This is a genomic window from Serratia ureilytica (genome assembly GCF_013375155.1).
Lineage (GTDB): Bacteria > Pseudomonadota > Gammaproteobacteria > Enterobacterales > Enterobacteriaceae > Serratia > Serratia ureilytica.
In genome coordinates, this window is the sequence record NZ_JABXOF010000001.1 from 222,574 (window position 1) to 245,116 (window position 22,543).

Annotated in this window: 24 protein-coding genes; 8 read left to right on the plus strand and 16 right to left on the minus strand. The window is 60.6% G+C overall.

The genetic code is table 11. The features are described 5' to 3' along the window. Positions 1–164: 164 nt before the first annotated feature. From HWW83_RS01165 to HWW83_RS01180, 4 genes are all read left to right on the plus strand, one after another. The gene (locus HWW83_RS01165; RefSeq protein WP_176588933.1) at positions 165–1,469 is read left to right on the plus strand and encodes a methyl-accepting chemotaxis protein; all 1,305 of its coding nucleotides are present in this window, start codon (positions 165–167) and stop codon (positions 1,467–1,469) included. 180 nt (positions 1,470–1,649) lie between these two features. Beyond that, on the plus strand, positions 1,650–2,219 hold the full coding sequence (locus HWW83_RS01170) for a TetR/AcrR family transcriptional regulator (protein WP_033642384.1): 570 nt from the start codon (positions 1,650–1,652) through the stop codon (positions 2,217–2,219). Between the two features lie 11 nt (positions 2,220–2,230). After that, complete coding sequence (locus tag HWW83_RS01175) at positions 2,231–2,869, plus strand: GNAT family N-acetyltransferase (RefSeq protein ID WP_033642385.1); 639 nt, start codon at positions 2,231–2,233, stop codon at positions 2,867–2,869. After that, positions 2,857–3,867 carry an alpha/beta hydrolase family protein gene (locus HWW83_RS01180; protein WP_176588934.1) on the plus strand — a complete coding sequence of 337 codons (1,011 nt, stop codon included), beginning with the start codon at positions 2,857–2,859 and terminating at the stop codon, positions 3,865–3,867. The genes HWW83_RS01175 and HWW83_RS01180 overlap by 13 nt, the downstream gene beginning before the upstream one ends. A 2-nt stretch (positions 3,868–3,869) precedes the next feature. Here the strand turns inward: HWW83_RS01180 and ybiO are convergent, their stop codons facing one another. The 6 genes from ybiO to dps form a co-directional block, all read right to left on the minus strand. Beyond that, the gene (gene ybiO / locus HWW83_RS01185) at positions 3,870–6,089 is read right to left on the minus strand and encodes a mechanosensitive channel protein (RefSeq protein WP_176588935.1); all 2,220 of its coding nucleotides are present in this window, start codon (positions 6,087–6,089) and stop codon (positions 3,870–3,872) included. Positions 6,090–6,243: 154 nt separating this feature from the next. Beyond that, the gene (gene glnQ, locus HWW83_RS01190) at positions 6,244–6,966 is read right to left on the minus strand and encodes a glutamine ABC transporter ATP-binding protein GlnQ (protein WP_004939230.1); all 723 of its coding nucleotides are present in this window, start codon (positions 6,964–6,966) and stop codon (positions 6,244–6,246) included. After that, positions 6,963–7,622: a glutamine ABC transporter permease GlnP gene (gene glnP, locus HWW83_RS01195; RefSeq protein WP_004939229.1), complete on the minus strand. Its 660-nt coding sequence runs from the start codon at positions 7,620–7,622 to the stop codon at positions 6,963–6,965. Before glnP ends, glnQ begins: the two co-directional genes overlap by 4 nt. Before the next feature lie 103 nt (positions 7,623–7,725). Then, entirely contained in the window at positions 7,726–8,469 is a 744-nt protein-coding gene (gene glnH / locus HWW83_RS01200; protein WP_033642388.1) for a glutamine ABC transporter substrate-binding protein GlnH, read from the minus strand. A gap of 338 nt (positions 8,470–8,807) precedes the next feature. Next, entirely contained in the window at positions 8,808–9,074 is a 267-nt protein-coding gene (locus HWW83_RS01205) for a DksA/TraR family C4-type zinc finger protein (protein ID WP_033650555.1), read from the minus strand. A 142-nt stretch (positions 9,075–9,216) separates the two neighbouring features. Continuing rightward, on the minus strand, positions 9,217–9,720 hold the full coding sequence (gene dps / locus HWW83_RS01210) for a DNA starvation/stationary phase protection protein Dps (protein WP_016928514.1): 504 nt from the start codon (positions 9,718–9,720) through the stop codon (positions 9,217–9,219). A gap of 357 nt (positions 9,721–10,077) precedes the next feature. On the opposite strand from dps, the gene HWW83_RS01215 reads away from it, so the two are divergent. After that, positions 10,078–10,629: a shikimate kinase gene (locus tag HWW83_RS01215; RefSeq protein WP_069101078.1), complete on the plus strand. Its 552-nt coding sequence runs from the start codon at positions 10,078–10,080 to the stop codon at positions 10,627–10,629. On the opposite strand, the gene nanQ is transcribed toward HWW83_RS01215, so the two are convergent. After that, positions 10,611–11,078: an N-acetylneuraminate anomerase gene (gene nanQ / locus HWW83_RS01220; RefSeq protein ID WP_033642391.1), complete on the minus strand. Its 468-nt coding sequence runs from the start codon at positions 11,076–11,078 to the stop codon at positions 10,611–10,613. The two genes, HWW83_RS01215 and nanQ, sit on opposite strands and share 19 nt — an antisense overlap. A gap of 132 nt (positions 11,079–11,210) precedes the next feature. Beyond that, positions 11,211–12,098 carry a threonine/homoserine exporter RhtA gene (rhtA, locus tag HWW83_RS01225; RefSeq protein WP_033650558.1) on the minus strand — a complete coding sequence of 296 codons (888 nt, stop codon included), beginning with the start codon at positions 12,096–12,098 and terminating at the stop codon, positions 11,211–11,213. Positions 12,099–12,498: 400 nt separating this feature from the next. Here rhtA and ompX point away from each other — a divergent pair, with 400 nt between their 5' ends. Then, a complete protein-coding gene (gene ompX / locus HWW83_RS01230) occupies positions 12,499–13,017 on the plus strand; it encodes an outer membrane protein OmpX (RefSeq protein WP_019454480.1) in 519 nt (172 codons plus the stop codon). Between the two features lie 86 nt (positions 13,018–13,103). Here ompX and HWW83_RS01235 read toward each other — a convergent pair whose 3' ends face one another. After that, positions 13,104–14,087 carry a nitrilase family protein gene (locus HWW83_RS01235; RefSeq protein ID WP_033650559.1) on the minus strand — a complete coding sequence of 328 codons (984 nt, stop codon included), beginning with the start codon at positions 14,085–14,087 and terminating at the stop codon, positions 13,104–13,106. A 91-nt stretch (positions 14,088–14,178) separates the two neighbouring features. On the opposite strand from HWW83_RS01235, the gene HWW83_RS01240 reads away from it, so the two are divergent. Continuing rightward, positions 14,179–15,051: a LysR family transcriptional regulator gene (locus HWW83_RS01240; protein ID WP_047025033.1), complete on the plus strand. Its 873-nt coding sequence runs from the start codon at positions 14,179–14,181 to the stop codon at positions 15,049–15,051. A gap of 4 nt (positions 15,052–15,055) precedes the next feature. On the opposite strand, the gene HWW83_RS01245 is transcribed toward HWW83_RS01240, so the two are convergent. From HWW83_RS01245 to ltnD, 6 genes are all read right to left on the minus strand, one after another. Beyond that, positions 15,056–15,586, minus strand: coding sequence for a GNAT family N-acetyltransferase (locus HWW83_RS01245; RefSeq protein ID WP_033650561.1), 531 nt, complete (start codon positions 15,584–15,586; stop codon positions 15,056–15,058). A 63-nt stretch (positions 15,587–15,649) separates the two neighbouring features. Further along, positions 15,650–17,020 carry a GntP family transporter gene (locus HWW83_RS01250; RefSeq protein WP_033642396.1) on the minus strand — a complete coding sequence of 457 codons (1,371 nt, stop codon included), beginning with the start codon at positions 17,018–17,020 and terminating at the stop codon, positions 15,650–15,652. A 106-nt stretch (positions 17,021–17,126) separates the two neighbouring features. After that, on the minus strand, positions 17,127–17,903 hold the full coding sequence (otnI, locus tag HWW83_RS01255) for a 2-oxo-tetronate isomerase (RefSeq protein ID WP_176588936.1): 777 nt from the start codon (positions 17,901–17,903) through the stop codon (positions 17,127–17,129). A gap of 3 nt (positions 17,904–17,906) precedes the next feature. Then, positions 17,907–18,539 carry a 3-oxo-tetronate 4-phosphate decarboxylase gene (gene otnC, locus HWW83_RS01260; RefSeq protein WP_089194452.1) on the minus strand — a complete coding sequence of 211 codons (633 nt, stop codon included), beginning with the start codon at positions 18,537–18,539 and terminating at the stop codon, positions 17,907–17,909. Then, positions 18,536–19,795: a 3-oxo-tetronate kinase gene (gene otnK / locus HWW83_RS01265; RefSeq protein WP_080273378.1), complete on the minus strand. Its 1,260-nt coding sequence runs from the start codon at positions 19,793–19,795 to the stop codon at positions 18,536–18,538. The genes otnC and otnK overlap by 4 nt, the downstream gene beginning before the upstream one ends. Further along, positions 19,795–20,709, minus strand: a complete 915-nt coding sequence (ltnD, locus tag HWW83_RS01270; protein ID WP_033642399.1) for an L-threonate dehydrogenase — start codon at positions 20,707–20,709, stop codon at positions 19,795–19,797. The genes otnK and ltnD overlap by 1 nt, the downstream gene beginning before the upstream one ends. A gap of 283 nt (positions 20,710–20,992) precedes the next feature. Between ltnD and ygbI the strand changes: the two genes are divergently transcribed. Then, positions 20,993–21,769 carry a DNA-binding transcriptional repressor YgbI gene (gene ygbI / locus HWW83_RS01275; RefSeq protein WP_033642400.1) on the plus strand — a complete coding sequence of 259 codons (777 nt, stop codon included), beginning with the start codon at positions 20,993–20,995 and terminating at the stop codon, positions 21,767–21,769. 101 nt (positions 21,770–21,870) lie between these two features. Here ygbI and HWW83_RS01280 read toward each other — a convergent pair whose 3' ends face one another. Next, positions 21,871–22,446, minus strand: a complete 576-nt coding sequence (locus HWW83_RS01280; RefSeq protein ID WP_033650564.1) for a hypothetical protein — start codon at positions 22,444–22,446, stop codon at positions 21,871–21,873. Between the last annotated feature and the right edge of the window lie 97 nt (positions 22,447–22,543).

Sequence of the window (22,543 nt, forward strand, 5' to 3'; positions counted from 1 at the left end):
GAATAATTACTTTACTGAATAAATAAATTTAATCCGGTTAAGAGCAATAACCAGAAGGATCGGCGCTGCCCGCTCCTTCCGCGATGGCACGTCTGCGTGTGGGCGCGGCATGTGGCCAGACAAAATAAGAAAAGCGCGATCATCTGCCACAAGGACTACACCCTATGCTGTTACAATTCAGTCAGTTAACTACCCACAAAGGCGCCGAGCTGAGCGCGATAGAACACGCCGTTCCCATGATTGTATTCTCGCCCGACGGCACGGTATTGCGCGCCAACGATCTCTTTCTCAGCACGCTCGGATTTCAACGCGATGATGTGATAGGCCGGCATCACCGTATTTTCTGCGATCCGAACTATGTCGCCAGCCCGTTATATCGCGAACATTGGGAGACGCTGAATAAAGGGCAACCCATCACGGACACGATAAAGCGCATCGCGAAAAACGGCGAGGCGGTGTGGCTGCAGGGCACCTATGCGCCGGTGCTGAATAAACAGGGTAAGGTGGTGGAAATCGTCAAGATTGCCAGCGAAGTGACCGAGCGAGTGACCCAGGCGCAGGAACACCGCAGCCTGCTGGCGGCGCTGAATCGCTCGATGGCGATGATTTCTTTCACGCCGCAGGGCGACATTGTCAGCGCCAACGACAATATGCTGGCGCTGATGGGCTATCGGCTGGATGAGGCGTGCGGGCAGTCGCATGCGGTGCTGTGCCCACCGGCGTTCGCCGCTTCCGACGACTATCGGCGGCATTGGCAGCGCCTGGCGCGCGGCGAGTTCATCACCGGGCGTTTTGAGCGCGTCAACCGGCGCGGCGAACGGGTCTGGCTGGAGGCCAGCTATAACCCGATCCTCGACAACGACGGCCAGGTGGTGAAAGTGGTGAAGATCGCCCAGGACATCACCCGGCTGATACAACAGCAGCAGCATGAAGAAGAGATGGTGCGCAACGCGCATCATCTGTCGCTCGATACCGACCGGCAGGCGGCGCAGGGCGCGGTCATCGTGCAGCAGGCGGTGAAGGGCATGCAGCAGGTCGAAGCGGCGGCGCGCGAAACGTCGGACGTGGTCACCGAGCTTGGCAAGTGCTCTCAGCAGATCGGCACCATCGTCGAAGCCATTCGTAAAATTGCCTCGCAAACCAATCTGCTGGCGATTAACGCCTCCATCGAAGCCGCCCACGCCGGTGAGCACGGGCGCGGTTTTGCGGTGGTGGCCAACGAGGTGCGCACGCTGGCGGAACAGTCGCGCAAGGCGGCGACCGAGATCGAACGCATGACCAAGTCTATCCAGCAAGGCGTGGCGGCGGCGATCGCCGGCATGGCGACCTGCGTGGAACAGGCCGGCGGCGGTGTGGCATTGACCCATGACGCCGGAGAAGTGATCAACCAGGTCAACATCGGCATGCATGACGTCGTGAAACTGATGCAGGCGTTTACGTCGGTGAAGCAGGGCGACGCGCTGCACTGAGTTTGCCGGGCGCCGCCCCTGAAAGCGGGGCGGCGTTTGTCTCTTCCCACCGATCTCTGCGCCGTTGAGCCGCGGTTCAATTTTACCGGTCTATGCTAGACTTGAAAGTGAACGAACGTTCGTTCATTTTTTTGTATCAATTTACGGCGCCCAGCGCCCTCATTGCTTCGGGAGCTGCCGATGGGAAACCGAGAAAAGATTGTCGACGCTGCGCTGCACAGCTTTACCCATAAGGGATTTCACCAGACCAGCATGCGGGATATCGCCCAGGCGGCGGGCGTCAGCGTGGGCAACCTCTATAACCATTTTTCCGGCAAGGAGGCGCTGATCGGCGAGATCGCGCTGCTGGAAAACGGCGTATTCGCCGAGTTCGCCGCCGCATTGCGGGCCGAGAAAAAGCGGCCGAAACAGGCGCTGTCGGCCTTTTTCACCGCCTATCACGCTTTTGTCGCCGAACCGGACAATGTGCAACTGTCGGCGGAGATTGTGGCTGAAGTGGCGCGTAACCCGGCATTGGCCGAGCCGTTCAGCGCCAACCAGCGGCAGTTGATTGAGGCGCTGGCGACGACGATCGCTGAGGCTCAGCAAATCGGCGAGATCGCGCCGGCGATAGCGCCCTTGCCGCTCGCGCAGCTGGTGCTGGACGTGATCGAAAGCCAGGCTTGGCGGCAGGCGATCTTCGCGTCGCCTTCGCCGGAGGCGATCACGCCGGTGCGGCTGTTGGAACAGCTGCTCTACCGCCAACCCTAGTCGAGGTTGATATGTTGCACATTGAGCCTTATCGCGACGCTGACCGCCTGCAAACGGCGGCGTTGATCTACGCCGCGTTCTGCGACAAATTCCAGCGCGCGCGCAGTCTGAGCGCCCGCCTTCAGTGGCGTCTGTTCTATCGGCTGTGGCGTTGGCGGCAAAGCGGCAGCCGGGAGCGCAGCTTCGTGGTGAAACAGGATGAACAGGTGGTGGCGGTCTTTGCCCTGAATGCCATCGATGGCGAGAACCGCGCTGGGCCACGTCCGCGCGCCTTGCCGATTTGGCGGCTGTGTCGCCGCTATGGCTGGCTGAACGTTTGGCGTATGTATCTGCAAATTGCGGTGTTGCAGCACACCCCGGCGGCCGATGAGCTGTATCTTTCCTACCTGGCGGTGGCCGAGAGTCAGCGCGGCAAAGGGGTGGGCAGGCGACTGCTGCAGTGGATGAACGACTACGCCGCCGAACAAGGCGCAGGCCGGCGCCTGAGCCTGCACGTCAGCCGGCGCAACGTGGATGCGCAGCGCCTGTATCGGCGCTGCGGTTTTCAGGTGCGGCGCGAAGAACATTACGCCTCGCTGGGCTTGTTGTTCGGCCAGGCCGATTGGGTGTTGATGGAGAAACGCAGCGGGGAGGCGACGTGCGCAGAATAGGGCTGTGTCTCGTGGCGCTGCTCTTGCCGGTGCTCGGCTGGGTGATTTACGTCAACGACTTTCGCTTTGTCACCGAACCGGTCGTGGTGACCGCCGGTGGCAATCGGCTGACCGGCACGCTGGTGCTGCCGGAGCATGCGCCGGTGAAGCCCGGCGTCGTGGTGTTCGTGCACGGCGATGGGCCGGCCAACGCCAGCCGCGACGAAGGCTATTACGGCATTTGGGAGACGATGGCGCAGCAGGGCTATACGGTTTTATCCTTCGATAAGCCGGGCGTGGGCGGCTCCGGCGGCAACTGGCTGCATCAGACCATGGCGGATCGCGCGCGGGAAACCGTCGATATCATCGACTGGGCCCGGCGGGACGGGCGCTTCGATGCGCGCTGCGTGGGGCTGTGGGGCACCAGTCAGGCGGGGTGGGTGATGCCGGAGGTGGCGCGTTTGCGCCCCGACATCGCGTTTACGCTCGCGGTGGCGCCGGCGATCAACTGGCTGCGGCAGGGGCGCTACAACACCCGGGCGGCGATGGCGGCGGCAGGGGACGATGAAGCGTCGATCGCCGCGCGCGAGGCGCACTGGCGCCACATCCAAACGCTGCTCGAACAGCCGGACGGCTACGAACAGTACCGCCGTGAGTCTGGCGCTGCCGCTGCATTGAGCGCCGGCCGCTGGCGCTTTATTCGCGCCAACATGGCCAGCGACGCGACGGCGGGATTGCGGCATTTCGCCACGCCGGTGCACCTGATCCTGGGCGGGCGCGACGTCAACGTGGACGCGGACGAAACCGAGCGCGTGTATCGGCAAACGATCCCGGCCTCGCTGCTGACGGTGACGCGCATCGACGAGGCCGATCATGTGATGGTCAAGCCGCTGTTCGCGCGCCATCCGTGGCTGATCAACGTGGTGGGCCTGTTTGCCCCGCGCTCGGTGCAATACGACGCCTACCGGCAGGACGTGGCGGCCTTCCTGGCCGCTCAGCCCTGCGGGCGCGGGCGCTAACCTCAGATCGCCGCGGGCGGCGCCTGCTCGTCATGCGGCTGCGGCGCGCGGGAAATCTGCATCGCCTGCTGCGGCATGCCGATGCCGGCCCGATCGAAATGGATTTTCACCAGCCGGTCGAGGGCGTATTGCACCACCCACTGTTTCAGCGCCTGCGTGCGCACCGTCACGCGGGTGGTGAACGAGCGATCGCCCAGCGCCACCACGCCGTTGAAGACCGGCTCGCCAATCAGGAAATGCTTCACCTGTTCATCCTGCTTCAGCGCCTCGATGGCCTGATGCAGCACCGCATTGACCCGATCGATGTCCTCGTCGCGGCTGACGGTGTAATTGGCGCGGTATACCCCGAACTCACGCGCATAGTTGGCCAGCGTGGTGATCGAAGAGTACGGCACGATGTGATAGACGCCGTAGTCGTCGCGCAGGCCGATCGAGCGGATGGTCATGCGCTCCACGGTGCCGGTGATGCCGCTGACGGTCACGTATTCGCCGGTGTTCATGCCGTTTTCAAACTGGATGAACACGCCGGTGATCACGTCTTTCACCAGCGTCTGGGCGCCGAAGCTGATGGCCAGCCCCAGCGCGCCGGCGCCCGCCAGCAGCGGCGCGATGTTCAGTCCGACCTGCGACAGCACGATCATCACGGTGATGGTGCTGATAACGATAGCCAACACGTTGCGAAACAGCGTCAGCAGCGTGCGTTCGCGCGCGCTCGGCCGCACGCCGTTGCTCAGCTCCAGCGCCAGGCGGTGCTCGATGATGCTGGCCATCAGCGTCCAGCTAAACACGGCGATCAACAGGATCAGCAGAATATGCACCAGCCCGCCGAGCGTCCGCTGGCCATTTTCGCTGCCCGCCCATTGATACAGGTTGATCAGATGCCACGCATCAAGCAGAAACAGCGTCACTGCCAGCACCACCATCACCCGCAGTATCTTCAACCCGTTGGGGATGTAAGAGTTGATGCGCCGCTCGAGCATCGGATAGCGTAAATTGACGTCGCTCGGCAGCGAAATGCGGCGGAAAATCCAGCGGGTCAGCATGCCGGACAGCAGGGCGCCGACGCCGACCACCAGCAGGCTTTTTACCGTGGCGTTCATCATAAAGCGCAGGCTGTTGCCGATGTCGAACTGGGACAGCACGAACAGCACCAGAAAATAGGCGATCGCCAGCAGGTGCCAGACATGCCCCAGCCCGCGCAGGATCACGCTGAAAAATGCCATCGACCGTTCGGCCAGCAGGTTGATCTGTTGCTGTATCGGTTTGCGGTTGTGCAGGATCAGCCAAATGGCGTACAGCGTCAGCGCCAGCATCACCACCAGATTGACGGCGGCGGCGGCCGAATAGCTGATCTGCACCGCCACCACCGGCACCACCACCATCAGGCCATAGCCGATCAGGCCGCTGAGCCAGGCGAGGCGGGTGTTCCAATAGCGTGCGCTCCGATCGCTGAAGGGGAACGGGCGCAGATAGTCGAAGCTGGGGGCGAAAATCAGCCGCAGCACCGCCTTGAAAAATTCAATTACCGCGAAGGCGCTGAGAAACAGGGTCTGCAGCCGCAGAATGGTGGCGCTGTCGGCGTGGACGTGGCGGGCAAACAGGTTGCCTGCCGCCAGCGCCAGCAGCAGCACCAGCAGATCGATGGCGAAAGCGCCGAGAATGGCGGCGGGGCGCTTATACCACGGGCCGCGCTGCAGCCTGGCGTTGTGCCCCCAACTGCCCATGCGCTTGTACAGCGGCGCGATCAGCCGGCGGATCAGGTGGAACAGCGCAAAGGTGACCGCCACCGTCAGCAGAAAGTAGCCCAGCGCGCGGAAAAAGCCGGCGGGATTGAAAACGCGCTTCGGGCCGGAATCGATCAGCTTTTGCAGCGCGCCGAGCTTCTGGTTAAAGGTGCCGATGCCTTCCTGCGCCAGCGAGTTCAGGCTGTCGCTCAGCGTAACGGGCGTCGATTCCTCCGGCGTTGCCGGCGCGGCGGCCGCAGCGTCGCCGGCGGTCTGTTTCAGGTGGTCGATGAGTTCCGCGCGCGCTTGGTCGTCTTGCAGTAGATCGGCCAGCGCGGCGTAGGCGGCTTTCTGCTGCTCGCTCTTGTCGGCGGGCGCAGGCGGCGCGTTTTGCGCCAGCGCCGGTGGTGCGAAGACGCTCAGGGTCAACAGCAGCAGCAGGAAAAGCAGGTGTTCTCGCAGATGAGAACCTCGTCGGGAGTCTGCGTTTGGCGGCATGGTTCCTCTCTTTGGCGTTCTGTGATCGGCGGATGTCAGAGCAATACGATGAAAAACAATCAATATAGTAGGAAAGGAAGCGCGATGGGGCGTGGGAGAGCGTGCGGAATGAAAGCGGCGGGCGCGTGGCGCGCCCGCCGTTAAACCGCCAGGATCAGGAAACGTGCTGCAGGAATTCCTGCAGACGCGGGCTCGGCGGATGGTTGATCAGATCGTGCGGGTTGCCGTCTTCGGCAATCCGGCCCTTGTCGATAAAGATCAGGCGCGACGCCACTTTTTCGGCAAAGCCGACTTCGTGGGTGACGATGACCATCGTCATGCCTTCCTCGGCCAGGTCTTGCATCACCTTAAGCACTTCGTGGCGCAGCTCCGGATCGAGCGCGGAGGTCGGCTCGTCGAACAGCATCATTTTCGGCTTCACCGCCAGCGCGCGCGCGATCGCCACGCGCTGCTGCTGGCCGCCCGACAGTTCGGACGGGTAGTGGTGGGCGCGCTCAGCCAGACCGACCTTGGCCAGCAGCTCGCGCGCCAGCTTTTCCGCATCGGACTTCTTCGCGCCGCGCACGCGGATCGGGCCGAAGGCGACGTTTTCCAGCGCCGTCAGGTGCGGGAACAGGTAGAACTGCTGGAATACCATGCCGGCTTCCTGGCGGATCAACCGATCGTCTACTTTCGGATCGTTGGCTTTCAGGCCATCGACGATCAGATCGCCGCTGGTCACTTCTTCCAGCTTGTTGATGCAGCGCAGCAGGGTGGATTTGCCGGAGCCGGACGGCCCGATGATCACCACCACTTCGCCTTTGTCGATCTTCAAATCGATGTTGTGCAGCACCTGGGTTTGGCCAAAATGCTTGGAGACGTTTTTAAATTCAATCACAGGATTTTCATCCTTCTTTCCAGACGACGCAGCACGAAGCTCAGCACCAGAGTAATAATCAGGTAGATAACCGCCACGGCGCTCCAGATTTCCAGCGCGCGGAAGTTACCGGCAATAATTTCCTGACCCTGACGGGTCAGCTCCGCCACGCCGATCACGATGAACAGCGAGGTGTCTTTGATGCTGATGATCCACTGGTTGCCCAGCGGCGGCAGCATGCGGCGCAGCGCCAGCGGCATAATGACGTAGCGGATGGTTTCGCGGCGCGACAGGCCGAGCGCCAGCCCGGCTTCGCGGAAACCGTTATGGATAGACAGCACCGCGCCGCGGGTGATTTCCGCGATGTAGGCGCCGGAGTTGATCATGATGGTCACCACCGCCGCGGTGAACGGATCGATGCGCAAATCGGTGAACGCCATCGGCAGGGCGAAGTAGATGAACATCACCTGCACCACGATCGGCGTGCCGCGGATCACTTCGATAAACACCAACGCGATGTGGTTGGCGATCCATCCGCCGTAGGTGCGGGCAAAGCCGGCGACGAGGCCGATGATCAGGCCGCCAATCAGACCGAGGACCGAAATCCACAGGGTCATTTTGGCGCCCTCTAACAAGATAGGAATGGCGGGCCAGATGGCGCTCCAGTCGAACTGCATGATATTTCTCCCGGTGATCCCAAACGTGGGTATCAGATACAACGAAGCGCAGGGGGTTAAGCGACCCCCTGTGCTTAAGTTAATAGCGTGCCAAGTTCACCGCTTACTTAGGTTCGGTGCCGAACCACTTCTTGTAGATTTCGTTATAGGTGCCGTTCTCGCGCAGGGTTTTCAGCGCGCCGTTCACCTTCTCGCGCAGCTCGTCGCTGCCTTTAGGGAAGGCGATGCCATACTGCTGCGCTTCCAGCGAATCGCCGACGGTTTTGAACTTGCCGGCGCCGGCCGTCTTGATGAAGTATAAGATGTTTGGCGTGTCGTGCAGCACCGCGTCGGCGCGCTTGGTGCCCAGTTCCATATAGGCGTTGTCAATGTTCGGGAACTGACGCAGATCCTTGGTTTTGATGTGCTGCTTGGCGTAATCCACCGAGCCGGTGCCGCTTTTGACCGCCACCACTTTACCGTTCAGATCGTCGATGCCTTTCACGCTGTTGTTGTCGGCATTGACCATGACCAGCAGGCCGCTTTTGTAGTAACCGTCTGAGAAGTCGATGGCTTTCTTGCGCTCATCGGTGATGGTGATGCCGGCCAGCGCCAGATCGACGTTTTTGGTCTGCAGCGCCGGAATGATGCCGCCGAAGTCCATCGGTTTCAGGGTGTAGTCCAGCTTCAGCTCTTTGGCGACGGCGGCCCACAGGTCGATGTCGAAGCCGACGTATTTGTCGCCTTGCTTGAACTCAAAAGGAACGAAAGCGGTGTCGGTGGCGACCACCAGTTTGTCTGCTGCGTGGGAACTTACGGCAAAGGCCAGGGAGAGTGCGGCCAGGGAGACTTTAAAAATCGACTTCATGAGAGGAATTCCTGTACAGGTTGCGGATTACCCATTTTTTATATTGCAGTTGGTGCCATGAAAAAATCGTGCCATGTTTTCAACTAATATAAAAACAAAGAGTTACTGCGTGATGTTGTGCCGTGACGGCGAATAGTTATGGTTATGCACCACAATGAGGCACCGAAATGGTGCGTAAGAATTATCTTGGTGCACGGGGCTATCATTAACCAAATTTTGGCTGTGAAACAACCGTTCTTTAACGTTTTTGCTTCAATATTGATAACTAACTCTAACTTTCATGATCCATTGACGGTGCAAGCGTGGCCGCGAGAGGGGAAAAAGGGGAGCAGATAATGCTAGCGCAACTGGCTGTCTTTGCTGCCGCGCCGGTTGTACAGGCTGCTGGCCGCGTGTTTTTTGTCTTGTTCGGCCTGGCAGGCGACACAAAAACGCACCCCCTTCAGCGCCTTGCGGCGCGCCTCGGGGATCGGTTCTCCACATTCCTGGCAATAGCGCTCGCTCTCGCCATGCCCGAGCGCATCACGCGCACGCTGCACCGCATCGTCGACGGTAGAATCAATCTGATCTTGTACGGCGCCGTCCGCCGCCCAGCCGCTGGCCATCATGACCTCCTGACAAGGGAAACCTACCGTTTAATATGGGCCGTTTTTTGCACAATTCAACGGCCGCGCAAAAGAAAACAGGCCGGGCGAAGCCCAGCCTGTTCTGCCCGGCACGACGGGCGGTCTGCAACGCGCTGCGGCGTTATTCGATGTTGGATTCGATGAACCACAGGAACTTGTCCAGATCGCGCGAGGCGGCGGTGAACATGTCGGCGGTGTCTTCGTCTTCCACTTCGGTAATGGCCTTACGGATGTCATTCGCCACCGCGCCGTAGCGATCGGCCAGCGCTTTCAGGTGTTCTTGCACGCTGTGGATATTGGTCGGATAGCTTTTCAGCGGCGTGCGATCGTTCACCACCTGTACGGTGCCCAGCGCCACGCCGCCCAGCTGCACCACGCGCTCGGCGAAGGTGTCCTGGTGCTCGATGATGGCGGTGCGGAAGCCGTCCAGCATTTCATGAACCGCGATAAAGTTCGCGCCACGCATGTTCCAGTGCGCCTGTTTGGTGATCAACGAAAGATCGATGAATTGCACGACCTGATGGTTCAGCGCCTTGATGGCGGCCAGTTTGATTTTTTCGTCCAGATCGTTACGGGTATACAGCAGATCAGAAGATTTCGTTTTCACCAGTTTAGCGGTACTCATATCAGATATCCTCTTGATTAGTCGTTGTCCTATTTCATTACGGGATCAATTATAGCAGGGCTGTTTATTTTTGCCGGACGAAAATGGCTATTGCACAAATAGGGTTAGCCTACGAATAATGGATCTGGTTGAATTTTTAATTAATGCAACACCATGAAAAATATAATTATTTATCATTCGCTGATTTATTGTTTATGGCTGTGAAAATTTACCCTGGTTATTTTATTTTTTCGCCTGCGGGCTTCGGCTAAATATCCGCTTTGTTATCGTAGTGTTAATTTCTCATCCATTCATATTGATAGCGGTAATTGATGCCGCTACAGTAGGGCAATTATCCTCTCTCTTTATAGGCGAATAATGAAAATTAACGTCGTCGGCACCAGCGGCAGCGGTAAAAGCACCCTGGCACGTCAACTGGCGGAACGGCTTGGCGTGCCCTATATCGAGATGGACAGGCTGTATTGGCGGCCCGAATGGCAGGGAACGCCTGATGACGCGTTCCTGGCGCGGCTTGAACAGACGCTGGCCGAAGCGGGGGATGGCTGGGTGCTGGACGGCAATTACAGCCGCACGCAGCCGATCAAGTGGCGCGAGGTCGATTATATTCTGTGGCTGGACTACGGTTTCGGCCGCACGCTGTGGCAGGCCGTGCGCCGCGCGTGCCGACGCGCGGCCGGCAAAAGCGAGCTGTGGCCGGGCACCGGCAATCGGGAAAGCTTCCGCCGTTCTTTCTTCAGCCGCGAGTCGATCGTGCTCTGGACGATCCGCACTTACTCGAAGAACCGGCGAAAATACCTGGCGGAGATGGCTCGTCCCGACGCCGGACGCCGTTTCGTGCGCCTGCGTTCTCCCCGCCAGGCCGCCGATTTTCTACGGGCGCTGCCGCAGGTTCACAGCAGCAGACGGTGATGGATCCTCACCACCGCTTTCTTGATTTGCTGTGGCCGCTGCCACACGCAGCCGGTCTTGTGCGGCTCCATCTGGAAAAAGAGGGCGAACATGCCGTGCGTCATGTGCAGCGTTTGCGGGTGGCGTTTGATGTCCAGCAGCAGCAGATCGCTATTTTCCGCGTGGGGTTGTTCGCGATGTCCGTTGCCCGCCAGACCGTATTCGATGCGCTCTTCACCGCTGATCAGCAGATGCAGCGCAATGTATTCCTGATGCATTTCGGCGCGCTTTTCCGCCGCCGGCGCGGTGGTCAGCGTCATCACGTCCATAAAGATGTTGTCGCCGTCGATCGGGTGATGCCCCAGCGCCAGTTCTGGCAGGTCGCATCGGCGCAATTCGGTCAGGGTTGAAACCAGCGCCGGCGCGAGTCCGCGGCCGAAGCGTGGGTTGAACAGGCTGTTGTGAATCACTGTTATTCTCCATGTGAGCGAAAGTCCAAAGAGCCTGCGATACAGGCTAAGGGGAAGTATGCCGACTTGTCACGAGGAAAACAGTTAACCCGCCTGCATTCCGACGTTGCGGTCTGCAGGCGAGTCGGGTCATCAGGAAAGGCTTTCGAGGCGAGGTTTGGGGCGAATGGTGAGGGCGGAGCCCATGGAGGCGGCGATGATCGCCGCCAGCGCCAGCCATTGCACGCCGCTCAGGTGTTCGCCGAGGAACAGCATGCCGGATAACGCCGCCATCGCCGGTTCCAGGCTCATCAAGGTGCCGAAGGTGCGCGCCGGAATTTTGGGCAGCGCGATGATCTCCAGCGAATAAGGCAGCGCGGTGGAGAGGATCGCCACCGCCAGCGCTATCGGCAGAATCTCAACGTTGAACAGCACGCTGCCGGTTTGCCAGGCGCCGATCGGGCAGAACACCAACGCGGCGATCAGCGAGCCGAGCGCCACCGTGCCGGGGCCGTGATCGCCGCCGGCCTTCTGGCCGAAGATGATATAGACCGCCCAGCAGGCGCCGGCGCCGAGCGCGCAGGCGGCACCGAACGGGTCGATTCCGCCTACGCCGTGACCAAGCGGCAGCAGGAACCACAGCCCGGCGATCGCCAACGCCACCCAAAGGAAGTCAATCGGCCGCCGCGACGAGAACATGGCCACCGCCAGCGGGCCGGTAAACTCCAGCGCCACGGCGATGCCGAGCGGCACGGTGCGCAACGACAGGTAGAACAGGTAGTTCATCGCGCCGAGCGACAGGCCGTAAATCAACAGCGGCAAGCGGCTGCCGGCGGCGATGCGCATGCGCCACGGGCGGAAGATGATGAACAGAATCAGGGTGCCGATGAAAAGACGCAGCGTCGTGATGCCTTCCGCGCCCACGATCGGGAACAGGCTTTTGGCCAACGAAGCGCCGCTCTGGATCGACACCATGGCGATGATTAACAGACAAATGGGCAGCAGCGCGGAGGGCGCTCTGCCGGCAGTAGATAACGACATCCTTAACGGGCCTTTTATGCGCCGTTCCTCAGCCTTGAGAAAACGGTCGAAACGGGGATGCGAGCAGTGTAAATGAAATGGCGAAAATCTGTCTGAGAAAAGCGCGCATCGCGGTGAAATCCGCCGATCCTCGGATGAGATGTGGCGGATTTGGTCAAAAAGTGCGCTTTTTCTTAAGAATTATCTGGATATTAAATAGGTGATTTTTGTCACAGAAAGTCGTAGAATACGGCCGAAAATAGAGCGAAAAGAAGAAGATACACTGTTCTTGAAATCTTCTGTTACACGATATAAAGCATTAGACACTCATTTCAAGGCAGAGTTTCACGCTAATTTTTGTTATATTTTCAAAGCATGAACAAATGGATGTACTTAATAATAAAACGCGTTTGAGGTGGTTATGAAAAAAATTGCATGTCTTTCCGCAGTAGCAGCTTGCGTATTAGCAGTTAGCGCAGGTACCGCATTCGCTGGTCAGAGCACCGTATCCGCTGGCTATGCGCAGGGTGATTTCCAAGGCGTTGCTAACAAAGCCGACGGTTTCAACCTGAAATACCGTTACGAGTTCGACAACAACCCACTGGGCGTAATCGGTTCCTTTACCCACCTGGAAAAGGACGGTTCTCAGGACGGTTTCTATAACAAAGCTCAGTACAACTCTATCTCTGCCGGTCCAGCATACCGCATCAATGACTGGGCGAGCATCTACGGTCTGGTTGGCCTGGGTTACGGTAAATTCACTACCAACGCTCAGAACGGCACTTCTCGTCACGACACCGCTGACTACGGCTTCACCTACGGCGCCGGTCTGCAGTTCAACCCAATCGAGAACGTTGCCCTGGATGTCGGTTACGAGCAGAACCGCATTCGCAGCGTTGACGTTGGCACCTGGAACGTTGGCGTAGGCTACCGCTTCTAAGTGTGTTCGTGCCTGCGGGCATGAACCTGCGGCCTTGTTTGCCGCACCCATAAAAAATCCGCCTCCGGGCGGATTTTTTTTATCTGTCATTCACCGCCGCGCCCCGTCGGCTGCGTCGAAAAGCGCGCGCTGCGGGCATCGCGCTCGTAGCCTTGCGGCTCGGTCAACAACCCGTACAGCTCGGGGCGCCGCCCGTAGATCCAGCGGCGACCGGTGCTGAGCGGGATTAGCGTCAGATCGAGCTCGGCGCTGACCATCCGGTCTTCCGCCGCCCAGGTCTCCGCCACGATCCGGCCGTAAGGATCGAGGATCATCGCGTTGCCGGTGCGTATTTCATCGTCATCTCGGCCCACGCCGTTGCTGAACAGCAAGAACAGCCCGTTGTCGTGAGCGCGCGACGGCAGCCAGCGCATCAGCCAGCCGCGGCCGTGTTCGCCGCGAAAGGCGGCTTCTATCGCCTGCGGATCTTCCACGCGCCGCTGCCACAGCGCCTGCGGGATCGGCTTCATGCCGTGCGGGCTGCGCGAATGGGTGCCGCCGGTCTGGTGCGGGGCGATCAGCACCTCCGCGCCCAGCAGCGCCGTTGCGCGCACATTCTCCACCAGATTATTGTCCCAGCAGATCAATACGCCCACGCGTACGCCCCAGGGGGTATCGAACACCGTATAGCGGTCGCCGCTGGCGATAGCCGGGTGCTCGAAGGCGTGCAGTTTGCGGTGCACATGCAGTTCGCCGTCCGGCAGACAAACGGCATAGGCGTTGTAACACCGGCCGTCATCGCCCAGCTCGATCAGCCCGACGCCAATCGCCATGTTGTAACGCTCAGCCAGCGGGCGAATGCGCGCCAGCGAAGGGCTGCTCACGATCGGCTCCGCCAGCGCCCGCACTTCGGCGTCGGACAGATGGCGCACGTGCCAATAGCCGGTGACGCACATTTCCGGGAAGGCCAACAGCTGTATCTGTTGTTCGGCCGCTTCCGCGATAAAGCGTTCCATGGTCGACAGGTTGTAATTCTTGTCATTGGCGCGATGCTGGAATTGCACCGTGGCGGCGCGTAATGAGGTGGTCATGGGATCTCTCCGGTTGGGGTATGCATTGATTACAGCAGGCGAATTGATTACTGTATAATCAATTAAATTCCTTATTTGATAACCTAATGGAATGGATATAAAACAACTGCGCGCCCTGGTGGCGCTGGCGGAGCAGGGTAACTATCGGCAGGCGGCGAGCCTGCTGTGCATCAGCCAACCGGCGCTGAGCAAGCAAATTCAGGCGCTGGAAGCCCAGCTTGACGTTCGGCTGTTCGAGCGCGGCCGACAAGGGGCGGTGCTCACTGCCGGCGGGCGGCGGCTTTACCCGGAGGCGCAGGCGCTGGTGGAGCAGTATCAGCAGTTTCAGCGGCGCGCGCGGCGGGTGGCGCTCGGGGAAGCGGGGCGGCTGGCGCTGGGGTTTGGCCTGTCCAGTTTTCATCTGGCGCCGCAGCTGGTGGCCGCCTTTCGCCAACGGTTTCCCGAGGTGGCGATTGGCCTCGAAGATCTGCCGTCGGAGCGGCAGTATCAGCTGTTGCTGCAGGGAGAGTTGCAGGCGGGGTTCGTGCGCTTGCCGGTCAATACGCCGCTGTGCGGTGTGGCATTGCTGAGCGATAGGTTGGTGCTGGCCGCGCCGGGCGCACTGGCGCTGCGCGCCGACGATCTGATGGCGCGTTTCAATCAGCTGCCGCTGTTGCAATTGACCCCTAAACGCGGGCGCGGGCTGAGCGATCAGTCGCTGCGGTTTATCGCCGCTCACCGGTTGACGCCGAACGTGGTGCAGCAGGCCGGCGACATCCAGACGCTATTGGCGTTGGTTGCCGCCGGCGTCGGCGTCGCGCTGCTGCCGCACAGCATCACGCATATCGCGCCGGCCGGCATCGACATTTTACCTCTGAGCGGCGAGGAGACGGAGTGGCAGGTCGGTATCGCCTGGGATCCGCAGCGCACCGACGCGCTGCGGGACAACTTCATTCAGACGGCGTTGGCGGTGCAACGCGCTTAGGCATTCAAAGCGGGCAGTGCATCACCACGATCGGGTTTTGATGGTACTCGCTGCGGTGGCTTTCGCTGAAGCCGACCTTTTTCGCCAACGCCAGCGAAGCCTGGTTTTCAGGTGAGATGATGCAGACGGTTTTTTCCCCCGGCAGGTGCGTTTTCCCCCAGGCCAGCGCCGCCCGCAGCGCCTCGGTGGCATAGCCTTTGCCGTGCGCCGAACTCACCAGCGTCCAGCCCATCTCCGGCGCATCGAGCGCCGGGGTGATGTCGCGCAGGAAGTTAGAGAAGCCGATGCTGCCGAGGTACTCGCCGCTCTGCTTGTCACGCACCGCCCAATACCCGTATCCCAACAGCGCCCAGTGGCCAACGTAGCGCATCAGGCGCCCCCAGGAGTCTTCCCGGTCGCGTGGGGTGCCGCCGATATAGCGCACCACCAGCGGGTCGGCCCACAGCGCGGCCAGCGAGTCGAAGTCGTCCAGCGTGTGCGCGTCCAGCCGCAGGCGTTCGGTGATAAGCGTGGGCGCGGTGTTGATTACGGTCATGTTGCTGCTCCTGCACAGGATGAAAGGCGATGAAAAACAACGGCGTTCAGTATGCCAGAGAAATCACGCCGCCAGCCACAACAGCCAGGTGAACAGGAAGCCGCTCAGGCCGAGCAGGGTGGTCAACACCGTCCAGGTCTTCAGGCCATCGGCCACCGACAGCCCCAGATAGCGCGTGACGATCCAAAAACCGGAGTCGTTGACGTGCGAAAGCCCGAGCCCGCCGAAACAGGTCGCCAGGGTTACCAGCACCAGCTGCAGCTGATTCAAGCCGCTGACCGCTTCCGACAACAGGCCGCCGGTGGTCAGGATCGCCACGGTGGCGGAACCCTGCGAGGCGCGCAGCGCCAGCGAAATGATAAACGCGGCGGGCACCAGCGGCAGGCCGATGGCCGTCAGCACTTCCGCCAGCGCCTTGCCGACGCCGGACTCCACCAGCACCTTGCCGAACACGCCGCCCGCGCCGGTTACCAGGATCACCACCGCGGCGGTCGGCAGCGCGGCCCCCATCACGTCGCCGGCGTGTTGCAGGCTCCAGCCGCGGCGCAGCGCCAGGAAATAGAAGGCCAACAGCAGGGCGATCATCAGCGCCACCGCCGGCGAGCCCAGCAGCGACAGCGCGTCGCGCAGCGCCGAGCCGGCCGGCAGCAGGGTGGCGGAGACGGTGCCGAGCATGATGATGGCGATCGGGATGACGATCAGCGCCGCCACCAGGCCGGCGCCGGGCGGGTTGATGCGATCGCTGAGCGGCGCGTGATCTTCCGGACGCGGCTCCGGCGCCGCCAGCTGCAGCTGTTCCAGCACCTCTATCGATAACGGATAGGTTTTGCGGTTGAGGTAGTTGGCGGCGAAATAGCCGATAACGCCGACCGGAATACAGATCGCGAGGCCGATAATGGTCAGCCAGCCGATGTCGGCGTTGAGCAAGCCGGCGGCGGCGACCGGGCCGGGGTGCGGCGGCAGCGCGACGTGTACCGTCAACATCACGCCGGCCATCGGCAGGCCGAACTTGAGCGGCGACACTTTGGCGACCTTGGCGAAGCCATAGATAATCGGCGCCAGAATGATAAAACCGACGTCGAAGAACACCGGAATGCCGAGAATAAACGCGGCGAGGGTCAGCGCCGCGACGGTATGTTTCGGCCCCAGACCCTGGCTGAAACGCTGCGCCAGCGACTCGGCGCCGCCCGATTGTTCGATCATGCGGCCGAGCATCGCCCCCAGACCGATGATGATGGTCACCGAGCCGAGCACGCCGCCCATTCCGGCGGTCATCACTTTCATCACTTCGCCGGTCGGAATGCCGCTGGCCAGCGCCACCAGCAAACTGACCACCAACAGCGCGACAAAGGGCTGCACCTTCGCCTTAATCACCATCAATAACAGCAGCACCACGCCGAGTACGGCAATCAGCAACAGCAGAGAGGTAGACATGAAAAAAGCCTTTCGTTGGGTAAGCGTTGGGCACCGCGATCGCCGCGTGGCGATACGGGTGCGTTTCATTGTTATAAAATCGATTTCCTGGTGTCGGCGTGCGGCTTTAGCGGTAAGGCTTCAGCCAGCCGAGCCCGGCGGCGGTGTCGCCGCGCGGGCGGTATTCGCAACCGATCCAGCCCTGATAGCCGAGCGCATCCAGTTTGTCGAACAGCCACGGGTAATTCAGTTCGCCCTCGTCGGGCTCATGACGATCCGGCACCGAGGCTATCTGGATATGCGCGTAGCGCCCGGCCAGCGTCTCCAGCAGCCCGCTGATATTGCCGTCCACCAACTGCGCGTGGAAAAAATCGAACTGGATGAACACGTTCGGTCTTTCGATCGCCGCCACCGCTTCCGCCGCCTGATGCTGACTGGCGAACAGGTAGTCGGGCTTGACCGGCGGGCTGAGCGCCTCGATCAGCACCTTGACGCCGTGCGGCGCAAAAGCGTCTGCGGCATAGCGCGCATTGGCGATAAAGGTGTCGAGATGACGCCGCCGATCCGCGCTCGCGGGCACCACGCCGGCCATCAGGTGCACGCAGGGGCAGGAAAGGGCGATGGCGTAGGCCAGCGCGCGATCGATATCGGCGCGCGCATCCCGTTCGCGGCCCGGCAGCGCCGCCAGCCCCCATTCGCCGGCGGCGGCATCGCCGGGCGCGGTGTTGAACAGCACCTGTTGCAGGCCGTGTTCGCGCAGTTTCTCGGCCAACAGATCGGCGGGATGCTCGTAAGGGAACAGGAATTCCACCGCGCTGAAGCCCTGTGCGGCAGCGGCGGCAAAGCGATCGAGGAACGGCACCTCGGTAAACATCATCGACAAATTGGCGGCAAATTTAGGCATGGTTCAGCTCCGTAATTCGGCAATTTCATCAGCGGTCAAATAGCGGATCGGACGATCGCCGAGGGTGAAGATCAGCCGCGCCGCATCTTCCATCTCTTCGGTATTGTCCGCCGCCGCTCGCAGGTCTTTACCCGTCACCACCGGCCCGTGGTTGGCCAGCAAAAAGGCGCGGTGGGTCGGCGCCAGGCGGGCCAGATCCTGCGCCAGCCTTTCGTCGCCGGGCCGGTAGTAAGGCACCACCGGCACCTTGCCGACGCGCATCACCACATAGGGGGTGAACGGTTTGATGGCGTTGTCGGCGTCCAGCCCCTGCAGGCAAGAGAGCGCCGTGAGGTAGGTGCAATGCAAGTGCACGACCGCTTTGCATTCCGGGTTGTTCAGATAGAGCGCCCGATGAAAGCTGATCTCTTTCGACGGTTTGTCGCCGGAGAGCCAGTCGCCGTTCAGGCTCACTTTAGACAGGCGATCGGCCTGCAACTCGCCGAGACAGGAGCCGGTCGGCGTCGCCAGCAGCGCGCCGTCCGGCAGCATCAGCGAGAGGTTGCCGGCGGAGCCGGTGGCGTAGCCGCGTTGGAAAAACGAGGCACCCAGGCGCACCATCTCTTCACGCGCCTGCTGTTCAATCGTCATGCTCATACCGGGAACTCCGTTTGCGCGCGCGCGAAGAAGGCTTCATCGCCAAAATTACCCGATTTCAGCGCCAGGGAAATGGCCCGATCGCTGGCGCGCACCCAGGGAACGCCGGGGGAAATGCTGGGGCCGATATGGAAGCCGCGAATGCCCAGCGCCTGCGTCACCACGCCGGAGGTTTCGCCGCCGGCGACGATAAAGCGGCTGAATCCCAACTGGCGCAGTTGCACCACCAGCTCGGCGAACAAGGCTTCCACCGCCTCGCTGGCGGCGGCGCCATGCCGTTGTTGCGTTTGCTGCAGCGACTCCGGCGATGCAGTGGCGTAGATCAGCGGGGCAAGCGTTTCTCCGGCATGGCGCTGCGCCCAGTGCGCCAACTCGACGGCGTAGGCGGCGCGCGTCTGGGGATCGAAGCAACGGTCGATATCGATGGCCTGCGCCGCCGCGCGTTCGCGATAGTGCGCCACCTGCCGGTTAGTCATGACGGAGCAGGAGCCAGACAGCACCGCCGCCTTTTCCCCCTGCGGCGCGCCGGCCGCCTCTGCCGAACGTTCGCCGTTCTGCGCCCATTGCCGCGCCAGGCCGATCGCCAGGCCCGAACCGCCGGTCACCAGCTTCATCGTTTTCAACGCTTCGCCCTGGGTAAGCAGATGCCGTTCGTTGAGCGTGTCCAGCACCGCGTAGCGCACGCCTTCCTGCGCCAATTGCTGCAGCTTCTCGCTGACTGCCTCGGTGCCGCGATCCATTTCCGCCGCCATCACCAGCCCACAGCGTCCGGCGGCCTGGGATTCCATCAGGCGAAGCAGGTTGCTGTCGGTCATCGGCGTGACTGGGTGATGACGCATGCCGGACTCAGACAGCAGCTGTTCCCCGACGAACAGGTAGCCCTGATAGACCGTGCGGCCGTTTACCGGCAGCGCCGGGGAAACAACCGTGAAATTTTCCCCCAGCGCGGCGAGCAGGGCGTCGGTCACCGGGCCGATATTGCCCTGTGCGGTGCTGTCGAAGGTGGAGCAGTATTTGAAGTAGAACTGGCGGCAGCCCTGTTTTTGCAGCCAGGCCAGCGCTTGCAATGCCTGTTCGATCGCCTGCTCTGCCGGGCAGGAGCGCGATTTCAGGCTGATGACGACCGCCTGAGCGTCGACCGGCGTTTCGTCCTGCGGCACGCCGTTCAACTGCACCGTCGGCAGGCCGTTTTGCACCAGAAAGCTGGCGATGTCGGTCGCGCCGGTAAAATCATCCGCGATTACGCCGAGCTGCATCAGAGCGTCTCCTTTTTCTGCGGCAGATCGATGCCGGCAAAGATTTTGATTACCGCGCTGTCATCTTCTTTACCGTAGCCGGCGTTGCTGGCGGCGGTAAACATGGTGAAGGCGGTGGAGGCCAGCGGCAGCGGGAAATGCAGCGCCTTGGCGGTATCCGCCACCAGCCCCAGATCCTTGACGAAGATATCCACCGCCGATTTGGGCGTATAGTCGCCGTCGACCACGTGGCGCATGCGATTTTCGAACATCCAGGAGTTGCCGGCGGCGTGGGTGACGACGTCATACATGACGTCCAGCGGGATGTTGGCGCGGGCGGCCAGCGCCATGGCTTCCGCCCCGGCGGCGATGTGCACCCCGGCCAACAGCTGGTGGATGATTTTTACCGTCGCGCCCAGGCCGATGGTTTCGCCGATGCGGTAAACCTTGCCGGCGATGGCGTCCAGCACGGGTTGCAGGCGCGCGAAGGTGGCGTCGGCGCCGGCGGCCATCACCGTCATCTGGCCTTCTTCCGCCTTGGCCGCCCCGCCGGAAACCGGCGCGTCCAGCATCGCCAGGCCGTAGTCCAGCAGCCGTTGCTCGATCTGTTTGGCGTCATCGGCGGAAATGGTCGAAGACACCATCACCGCCGTGCCCGGCTTGAGCTGCGGCGCCAGGCCTTGCTCGCCGAACAGGATTTGCTTCACCTGCGCGGCGTTTACCACCAGCAGCAACACGGCGTCCAGCTCGGCGGCGAAGTCGCGCGCGCTGGGGGCCGTTTGTTTCGCGCCGGCCTGTTGCAGCGCCGCCAGCGCCTGCGGATTGAGATCGGCGCCGTAGGTGGTCAATCCGGCGCGGAGGCATGAACGCGCGGCGCCCATGCCCATCGCCCCCAGCCCGATGACGCAAACGGCATAATTCCCTGGGTGTGTCATACTGCACTCCTGTTAATTTTAGTGATAATTTGTTTTGTTGTGTTAAATGTAAGCGCTTGTCGGTCGATTATCCGCGATCGTTATCACAATAATTAACAATGCGTGAAACGGATTTTTCGTGCGATTTCTGGCCTAAATCAACATTACTATTATGTTTTTAAATAAGTTTATGTTTGGCTGGCCTAACTGCGCTGGCCGTCACGCTGCGAGAAATAAGGGCTATCGGCGAACGAAAATTGACGTAAAATCACAATTATTATCACCGCAGCAACGAGAGGGAACCGTGATACCTGTAGAACGCCATCAACAAATTCTTGCGCTGGTATCCGAACGCGGCGTCGTCAGTATCGCCGAGCTGACCGAACGGCTGGGGGTGTCGCATATGACGATCCGCCGTGACGTGCAAAAGCTGGAAGAGCAGGGGGCGGTGCAGTCGGTCTCGGGCGGTGTGCAGGCGCCGGAACGGGTGGCGAGCGAACCTTCTCACCAGACCAAAGAGGGGATGTTCGGCCGGCAGAAAATCGCCATCGGTCGGCTGGCGGCGCGGCAAATTCCCGCCAATAGCTGTATCTATCTGGATGCTGGCACCACCACGCTGGCGCTGGCGAAACAGATCGGAGAACGTGACGATTTGACGGTGGTGACCAACGACTTTGTCATCGCCGGGTTTCTGATAGAGCATAGCCAGTGCCGAATCATCCACACCGGCGGCACCGTGTGCCGGGAAAACCGCTCCTGCGTCGGCGAGGCGGCGGCGCAGGCGCTGCGCGGTCTGTTTATCGATCTGGCGTTCATCTCCGCCTCTTCGTGGAGCATGCGCGGCCTGTCGACGCCGAACGAAGATAAGGTGATGGTGAAGAAGGCCATCGTCGAGGCCAGCCGCCGCCGCATTCTGCTCAGCGATACGTCCAAATACGGCAAAGTCGCCACCTATCTGGCGCTGCCGATCGCAGCCTTTGACGCCATCATTACCGATGAGGGGTTGCCCGCCGCCGCGCGGGAGGCCATTGAGCAAGCGGGGATTGCATTGCTGACGGCGGAAAAAGAAGAAGAAGAATAAGAACGAACCGGAATCAGGATGAAAGTTCGGTATCGATGCTACGTGCGGGCGGTTCACTGGCTTCAACGCCGCCGCGTTCACGCCATTCGCGGCGCCTTTGTTCAGCCCATTCTTCGTGGAAGGCTTGCATCTCTTTTTGGTGCCGTTCCTTCATGCTCATAGGGGTTGGGTGGGATTCTGCCGTTAACAGGCGGGATTTCGATGACATATAATCCGTCCTCAATAAGCGCTTGGTTGTGCAAATAATGTACGCGATGCGCGTGTTTTTTCAAGAGCGAGTCATAAATTCTGGCTAACGCTGGCCTGAGCGGTACGCTGAAAACTAATCTTGCTTGGTATTGCGTCACAAAAGTGACGATCGCCAGGCCGATGCCATTAATGAAGAGTTGTTCTCGTTCATACCGGGTGTAAGCCATCCTGGTATAGGTATCAAATAAGGATCTCGTTACTTCGGCGCGATTTTCCAATGCTCTTACATCGTACAGTTCCATGACGTAAGCATTGTCCAATACTTCCGAGGCAGGATAAGCCCCAATAAGCCATTGACGCATCCTTAACGTCGCTTTTTTAAAATCAAGGTAATACGCAGCAACGCTGCTGGCTTTTTTATAAACCGTTATTCGATACCTATACTCCGTGACAGGCCGTGCATTGATCTCCCTCACATCAATATCCATGATAAAATCCTTTTTACTATTATTTTTCCTATAGTTATCCCCTTTGTGACGAACAGATTATTAACCGCGGCGGAGACGATCCTCCAGCCGCCGATGA

Coding starts and splice junctions, on each gene's coding strand:
- HWW83_RS01165 (WP_176588933.1), top strand. CDS start 165: ATGCTGTTACAATTCAGTCAGTTAACTACCCACAAAGGCGCCGAGCTG.
- HWW83_RS01170 (WP_033642384.1), top strand. CDS start 1,650: ATGGGAAACCGAGAAAAGATTGTCGACGCTGCGCTGCACAGCTTTACC.
- HWW83_RS01175 (WP_033642385.1), top strand. CDS start 2,231: ATGTTGCACATTGAGCCTTATCGCGACGCTGACCGCCTGCAAACGGCG.
- ybiO (WP_176588935.1), bottom strand. CDS start 6,089: ATGCCGCCAAACGCAGACTCCCGACGAGGTTCTCATCTGCGAGAACAC.
- glnP (WP_004939229.1), bottom strand. CDS start 7,622: ATGCAGTTCGACTGGAGCGCCATCTGGCCCGCCATTCCTATCTTGTTA.
- glnH (WP_033642388.1), bottom strand. CDS start 8,469: ATGAAGTCGATTTTTAAAGTCTCCCTGGCCGCACTCTCCCTGGCCTTT.
- HWW83_RS01205 (WP_033650555.1), bottom strand. CDS start 9,074: ATGGCCAGCGGCTGGGCGGCGGACGGCGCCGTACAAGATCAGATTGAT.
- dps (WP_016928514.1), bottom strand. CDS start 9,720: ATGAGTACCGCTAAACTGGTGAAAACGAAATCTTCTGATCTGCTGTAT.
- HWW83_RS01215 (WP_069101078.1), top strand. CDS start 10,078: ATGAAAATTAACGTCGTCGGCACCAGCGGCAGCGGTAAAAGCACCCTG.
- rhtA (WP_033650558.1), bottom strand. CDS start 12,098: ATGTCGTTATCTACTGCCGGCAGAGCGCCCTCCGCGCTGCTGCCCATT.
- ompX (WP_019454480.1), top strand. CDS start 12,499: ATGAAAAAAATTGCATGTCTTTCCGCAGTAGCAGCTTGCGTATTAGCA.
- HWW83_RS01235 (WP_033650559.1), bottom strand. CDS start 14,087: ATGACCACCTCATTACGCGCCGCCACGGTGCAATTCCAGCATCGCGCC.
- HWW83_RS01240 (WP_047025033.1), top strand. CDS start 14,179: ATGGATATAAAACAACTGCGCGCCCTGGTGGCGCTGGCGGAGCAGGGT.
- HWW83_RS01245 (WP_033650561.1), bottom strand. CDS start 15,586: ATGACCGTAATCAACACCGCGCCCACGCTTATCACCGAACGCCTGCGG.
- HWW83_RS01250 (WP_033642396.1), bottom strand. CDS start 17,020: ATGTCTACCTCTCTGCTGTTGCTGATTGCCGTACTCGGCGTGGTGCTG.
- otnI (WP_176588936.1), bottom strand. CDS start 17,903: ATGCCTAAATTTGCCGCCAATTTGTCGATGATGTTTACCGAGGTGCCG.
- otnC (WP_089194452.1), bottom strand. CDS start 18,539: ATGAGCATGACGATTGAACAGCAGGCGCGTGAAGAGATGGTGCGCCTG.
- otnK (WP_080273378.1), bottom strand. CDS start 19,795: ATGCAGCTCGGCGTAATCGCGGATGATTTTACCGGCGCGACCGACATC.
- ltnD (WP_033642399.1), bottom strand. CDS start 20,709: ATGACACACCCAGGGAATTATGCCGTTTGCGTCATCGGGCTGGGGGCG.
- HWW83_RS01280 (WP_033650564.1), bottom strand. CDS start 22,446: ATGGATATTGATGTGAGGGAGATCAATGCACGGCCTGTCACGGAGTAT.